The organism is Pseudoalteromonas sp. S558 (genome assembly GCF_005886635.1).
In the GTDB taxonomy this organism is placed as follows: domain Bacteria; phylum Pseudomonadota; class Gammaproteobacteria; order Enterobacterales; family Alteromonadaceae; genus Pseudoalteromonas; species Pseudoalteromonas aliena.
In genome coordinates this window covers 1-6,664 of the sequence record NZ_PNDU01000317.1, presented here as the reverse complement: position 1 = coordinate 6,664, position 6,664 = coordinate 1, and the positions used below count along the sequence as shown (strand labels likewise).

The following is a 6,664-nucleotide window of genomic DNA, read 5'->3' as shown; positions in this document are numbered from 1 at the left end:
ATGGCTGGTGAGTGGCCTAATCCCACATCTATTTACGCCACAAAAACAACGCGATTAAAACCAGCAGATACCAGCATCTAATTAACAGCATCTAATTAACAGCATCTAATTAACAGCAAACACCTTACAAGCGCTAAAGCATTTCCGCAAAGCCACCATTTAGATAAATATAAGTGTATATCTCTTGGTGACTTGCGGAGTCAATTTTAATTTATTTTGCTTTTTAGCACTTAATAATTATTAAAGTATATTAAAAAGGTGTATAGCGTAATTTAATTGAATGGTAAGAGTACTGACATTTAATTGCGGTTATGATTATTAAATTTAATGCTTTTTGAGGGTGTTTTTTAAAATTACAAAAAACGCACCTAAGTAGGTGCGCTAAATGACTCATGCTTATTATAGGGCAGTGACTTAACCACCTAGTAAGCTTAATGCTGCCTGTGGCAACTGATTTGCTTGCGACAGGATGGTTGTACCTGCTTGTTGCATTATTTGATTTTTAGTCAATGTCGCTGTTTCAAGCGCGTAATCGGTGTCTTGAATACGACTACGCGAAGCCGATACGTTTTCAGATACGTTAGCAAGATTGGCAATAGTAAAACCAAAGCGGTTTTGCACCGCACCTAAGTCGGCACGTTGGGCATCAATTTGCGCTAATGCTGCATCAATTGCTTTGATAGCTTCTTGTGCGCCTTCTGAAGTTGAACCTGAAATATCAACACTTTCAATACTTGTTAATGAACTAGAGCCGCCTGATGATTGTATTGCAGCAGCCCCTGTGCCAAACAATTCATTCGCGGTGGTCCCTGAAATACCTATTTTATTTGCCGATGATAAGTTCAACTCTGCAGAAACGCTAAATGAGTTAGCAGTACTTGTGACTGCCGTTCCACCTAAAGTAAAATCACCTACCTCTGCGCCTGTAATATCAATACCATCAACGTCAGTTGCTTTAAAAGAAATTACTTCAGTTGCTGGATCATAAATAGCATCATAACCAGCTTGTTGCATATCGGTAGTCAAGCGCTCTTTTTCACCACCATAATTACCTAAGTCAAATGACTTCTCAACCACGCCATTTTTCTTAATTTCAATCACGCCTTTGCTGTCTGATGTAATATTTGAGAAAGTCGTGACAATTTTTGCCTCTGCTACCACACCGGCGCCTGACTTATTAATTGTATCTGCGATAGCAGCCGCACCAGAGCCAGCAGCAACAACAATATCTGTACCATTAATATTAACCGTATCAGCACTGGTGCCATGGTTAGTGGCTAAGTTTACAGTTTGTACATCACCCAAGGCAGTATTTGCTGCAGTGGCAGTCGCAGGCCCTTTAATTTCATGTGCGCCAATTGAATCTGCGGCTACGTTACGTAAGCTTACATTAATTGTTTCATTCGCATTAGCACCAACCTGAAATTGCTTTGTACCGAATGTGCCATCTAATAAATTGGTGCCACCAAATTTAGTGGTATCTGAAATACGGGTTAATTCTTGTTGAAGTGCACTGACTTCTTTTTGCAGTGAAGCACGGTCAACCGCACTATTAGAGCCATTCGCTGATTGCAGTGATAAGTCACGCATACGCTGTAGTATGTTTGCCGATTCTTGCATTGCACCTTCTGCGGTTTGTGCCATTGAAATACCATCATTTGCATTTCGTTGTGCAACCGTTAAGCCATTAACTTGTGAAGTTAAGCGATTGGCAATTTGCAGACCTGCCGCATCATCTTTAGCGCTATTGATTCGCAAGCCTGATGATAATCTCTGCATTGATGTTTCTAGTGCCATACTAGATTTAGATAGGTTTCGTTGCCCATTAAGTGATGCAACATTTGTATTTACGCTTAAAGCCATTTTACCATCTCCTAGTTTTAATTAAGAATGTGGTTCAATTTTCTTTAGCAGAATCCACACTTTTCTATGCTCAAGTAAATGCATTTGTTGTGCCAACTCAAATATAAACATTAAGCCATTGTTTTTAAACATTAAAAACAAAATAAAATGGGGGTTAGTTAATTATTAGATTGATTTTATAAAAGAGGAAGAAAGGGGTGACAATTTTTTGCCGCTTTATAAGGGCAAGTTATTACCCTTACTGATGAAGGGCAATAACGTGAACAAGTTTGGTTTATATATAATCAAATAATGTTAGTTTAGCCAAACGGCCAAACGTGGCTTGCGACGCTTGTAATCCAGTTTCTTGTTTAGTTAATTCACTAATAGCCTCTGCCATATCAACTTCAACTAAACTTGATTTGCTCGCTTTGTTATTTATATCTACAGCACTATTAGAATCAGTTACTTTATCAACTACATTCATTCGTCCACCCAGACTAGATTGCGTAAATACAACTTGCTCACTTGCATTTTTTAGCTGTATTAAGCCACTAGCTAACGCTTGTTGTAAGTCTTCACCTTCTAGCGTTTCATCTTTTAAACTTGTTATAAGCCCTTGCAGAGTATTAAGTACATTTTCTTTATGCGGTTTCTCAAGACTAAAATCTAACTGCCCTGGTGCTTCGCCTTCGAGTTTAATTTCCATCCCAGCAAATTCAATTGGCTCATCGGTTACCTCACCTGTAACAGGAGGAACAAGTGGCACACCATCACGTAGTATTTCGTATGTATCAGGGGAAGATGCTGTTGCACCTGGTAATACATTAACGTTATATGTATTTACAGTTGCTGAAACCAAAGGATCTGGGTCGGTGTTGTAATTATTGCTATGGAACTTATCAAACTCACCTTGGTTACTAACGTAAACAGTGCCCGATGTGATTGTACCTGTAGCTGTGCCTCTGTTTGAGGTTACATCTAATCGGGCATCAACTTTTTCAAACGCGTTAAATCCATTATCGCTGGATTTAATTTCAACACCTTTAGCAATAGTGACTTCATGTTGGCCCTGATCGCCTTGATACTCATATTTTTTAGTGACGTTATTAAAAGTATAAGTTTGGATATTGTCTTGATACCCAGAGAAAATATATTTACCACCTTCTGACTGGGTGTTCATTAAGTTAACCAATGACTTTTGTAACTCTTGTAGCTCACCTGCAATTCCTGCCAAATCACTTTTACTAAGCGAACCATTACCCGCCCGAATGGTTAATTCTTGCGTAGCTAAAATATTTTCATTCATGCCTTTTAAAATACTATGCTCAGTCTCTAATCGACCTTTGAGCTGATTAATATTTTTAGTGTACTGTTCATTTGTTTCTATTTTATTGGTGTACAGCATACCTTGCGATACTGCAGCTGGCGCTTCTGAAGTTGTTAAATACTTTTCTCCGGTAGTTACACGCTCTTGAGCGCTTGCCACACCTTGTTGATTTTTAAGTATGTTATTAATACTGTTTTGATACATTAAGTTATTTGATAAGCGCATAATTACCTCGCGGCACTAAGTAAAGTTTCAAAAATAGAACGGGCTGCCGCTAAAACTTGTGCTGAGGCGGCATAAGATTGTTGAAAACGCAGTAAATTTGCCGCCTCTTCATCAAGGTTTACACCTGATAGCGACTCGTACCAAGATTCAGATTGCTTGGCAAGCGCATTAAACGCGGCCCCATTTGTTTTCGCCTGACCTGTTACCACACCAATATCTGTAACAACCTCAGCAAAAGCTTGATTAAATGTTCCGTGGTTATCAGCAGATGCACTTGCGACTACATTTTGACGAACCAATTCGCCATTTTGAAGTTCAGCAAGTTTTAAACCATTACGGTTATCGTCAAAGCCCCCTTCGTTAAACTCTAATGTAAAGGTATCGCCCGTTGCAGGAACCCCATCTATATTAAAATCAAAACCATAGGTGCTATAAGGTGCACCAGCTTGCGCCAATATATTATTAGCCGGTGGCGTTACAGTGAATGTGGTCGTACCGCTCGTATCGGTTACCTGATACTCGTTTGTATTAGCTGTTTTAACTAGCGTAATAGGACCATTAGTAAGCCCTAAAGGCAGGTTGGTAAATCCACCGGATGTAACACTGCTTACGTCGCCCGCCGAAATAGCCGCGCTCCCGGTATTATCAATATTATTTTTGGTTCTTACAGGCGATGCTAATGCTAAATCTTCACCTCTTTCAGTGGTCAGTGTAATATTACCGGCGGCTCCAGAGTTTAGTTTCACTTGAAATTGATCCCCCGCAACACCCGCGCCCGCTATATTCATTTGTAAACCAAACGATTCGCCACTTGTTATAGCGGCTGAATCGACAATTCCACTTGCAGGCACAGTTGCAAGAGAGGGATTACCTAAGGGCTCCCCTTTGTTATCAATAGGCTGAATACTGACTTCATTAGGGTTTGTAGTAAAAGTAATAATAAAATCACTAGCTGGAAGCTCGCTTCCTTTTCCAGCTTCAACCGTTGCGGTTATTCCTGCGGTACCTGTGTTTGCTTTATAGGCGTAACCGTTAACCGTAGGTATATTAAATATATCGCCGCCAAGCTCTCCATCGGCATCCATACCAAGGCGGTTCTGCTGGTTGAATGAATCAGCTAGAGCAATTCCCATTTGTCCAATTTGATTTTGAGTAGGCACTAAAATATCGTCTCTAAAAGCGAGTAAACCGCCTATTTTGCCCTTTAATTTGCTCGCATCAACTTCTATTGGCACAGCTTTACCACCGTTTACCTCTAGACGAAGTTCTTTAAAATCGGCGTCAGGATCACTGCTTATTGAAAATAAATTAAATGAACCATTTTGCATAACTACGGCTTCACCCGTGCCCATAAAAACTTGCTTTTCGCCATTAGGGCCATCGAGCGTTTCAATATCAATTAGTTTAGATAAATCGCGAATTGCTTTATCACGTTCATTGTAAGCAGAGCTCGCATTAGCCTCTTGGCTTGTGCCGCTAACCCCTGCAATTTCTTGATTCAAGGTATTAATGCTTTGGATTAACGTATTGGCTTCACCGGCAAATATTTCTAACTGCTCATTCACCACTTCTTTTTGCTCTGATACAATTCCTGAAAGTCTATTCATTTGATCGAGTAAATTTTTTGTGTCGCTTATAACTAATGAACGAGCAACCGAAGACGAGGGCTGATTTAGTGCCTCTTGCACATTATTAAACATGGAATTTATACGTGTTGATAAGCTGTTAGACTCTTCCGAAAACAAGGTATCAATCCGGTTCGCTTCACCAACAAATTGATCAAAAAAGGTTTTATTAGAGGTATCTCTATTTAATTGCTTTTGCGCAAATTCGTTAAGTAGTCGATATGTTTTATCCCTACCCACCTGATTATCAAAGGTTGTTGCAAATTCTGTTCGCTCGCGTACGTAGCCCTCAGTATTCACATTCGCAATGTTTTTACTTGTCGTTTGCAACAATTCAGAATTAGCTCTGACTCCTGAACGTGCAATATTAAATAAATCATACGACATGTTACTTTACTCCTTGGCGGATTACATTTGCCGCAATATCTTTTAGCTCATCACTGTTAAGCACTTTTTTTATTTTGCTGGCATAATTTGGATCGGTGGCATAACCTGCTTTTTGTAATGAATCTAAAAATTCAGTCGGTTTTGCAGTATTTTGTAGTGCATCTTGGTAACGCGGGTTTTGTGTTAAAAAATCAACAAAATCATTAACACTTTCTTTTATTGAATCGTAAGCTCTAAAGCTAGCTTGTTTTTTTACTGCCGTGCCCTGCTCAAATTCGAGTGTTACTTTGCTTGCTTTTTCGCCTTCCCAACTTTTATCTGACTTAATATTAAATAAGTTGAATGAACTATTACCGTCACTTTTATTAATGATGTGTTTACCCCAACCCGTTTCAAGTGCAGCTTGTGCAACCATAACAGCAGGATTCAAGTCAATTTTTTGTGCGGCTGTTTTAGCATGTTCCCAAACCGAACTGACAAACTCTTCAGCGGTTTCAAACGTAGCCGTGGTTACTGTTGATTTTTCAGCCTCTGCTTTATTGTTATTAAGAGCAGACGTTGCTTCTTGTGCTGTTTGCTCATGAGGAAGTGTCGAACCAGCCCGTTTATCACTAAAAATATCGTTAGTGGTTCTAAGTACAGACCCCGGCATAAAGCTCTTACCGTCAGGAGATAACTGTTGAACAATTAAGTCAGCCAACCCCAATGAACCATTAGATGAGAGCTCCGTAGATAATTGCTGATCGTGCATTTCTTCAAAAAACTTAACACCACTTGAATTAAAAGGACTTTCTTTATCTTCAAATGCTTCATTTGCTTTGCGCATACTTTTGAGTAGCATTTGCGTAAAAATAGCTTCAAATTGTGCCGCCGCTTTTTTAAGCGCAGCTTTAGAAGCATCCGTTGATGCATCACCGCTCGTTAAGGCTTCTCGACGCAGAGAATCTAAGTTACCTAAATCAAAAAAGTTTTGCTTATCGAGGTGATTTGTTTCCATCAGCTTTTTGACACAATAATGAATAATACGAATTAGAATGCAAAAATTGAACCACTTAATATGTGATGAAACTATGTTGGTGGGAAATGTACAAGTTAAGTCCTAAAAAATAGTTTTCTAGGGCCTGTTGACCTTTCAGGATTAAAATTTGTTCAATCTAGGGGCGATTTAATCGCGGCGTGAGGTTTGTAACCTAGTGGGCTAAGTAAAAACCGAGCAACAAAGAGTTAATCGTCCCTAGAAAGAACCCAAAGGGCG

At 39.4% G+C, this 6,664-nt stretch carries 4 protein-coding genes; all 4 read right to left on the bottom strand.

Annotated elements, in window-relative coordinates; all coding sequences use genetic code 11:
* Positions 1 to 414: 414 nt before the first annotated feature.
* The 4 genes from CWB66_RS18300 to flgJ all read right to left on the bottom strand — a co-directional run bounded on the left by CWB66_RS18300 (position 415) and on the right by flgJ (position 6,406).
* Positions 415 to 1,863 (bottom strand): flagellin, encoded by a 1,449-nt coding sequence (locus CWB66_RS18300; RefSeq protein ID WP_138586492.1) that lies wholly within the window; start codon positions 1,861 to 1,863, stop codon positions 415 to 417.
* A 274-nt stretch (positions 1,864 to 2,137) separates the two neighbouring features.
* A complete protein-coding gene (flgL, locus tag CWB66_RS18295; protein ID WP_138586491.1) occupies positions 2,138 to 3,397 on the bottom strand; it encodes a flagellar hook-associated protein FlgL in 1,260 nt (419 codons plus the stop codon).
* Between the two features lie 2 nt (positions 3,398 to 3,399).
* On the bottom strand, positions 3,400 to 5,409 hold the full coding sequence (gene flgK / locus CWB66_RS18290) for a flagellar hook-associated protein FlgK (protein WP_138586490.1): 2,010 nt from the start codon (positions 5,407 to 5,409) through the stop codon (positions 3,400 to 3,402).
* Between the two features lies 1 nt (position 5,410).
* On the bottom strand, positions 5,411 to 6,406 hold the full coding sequence (gene flgJ / locus CWB66_RS18285; RefSeq protein WP_138586489.1) for a flagellar assembly peptidoglycan hydrolase FlgJ: 996 nt from the start codon (positions 6,404 to 6,406) through the stop codon (positions 5,411 to 5,413).
* Positions 6,407 to 6,664 lie beyond the last annotated feature (258 nt).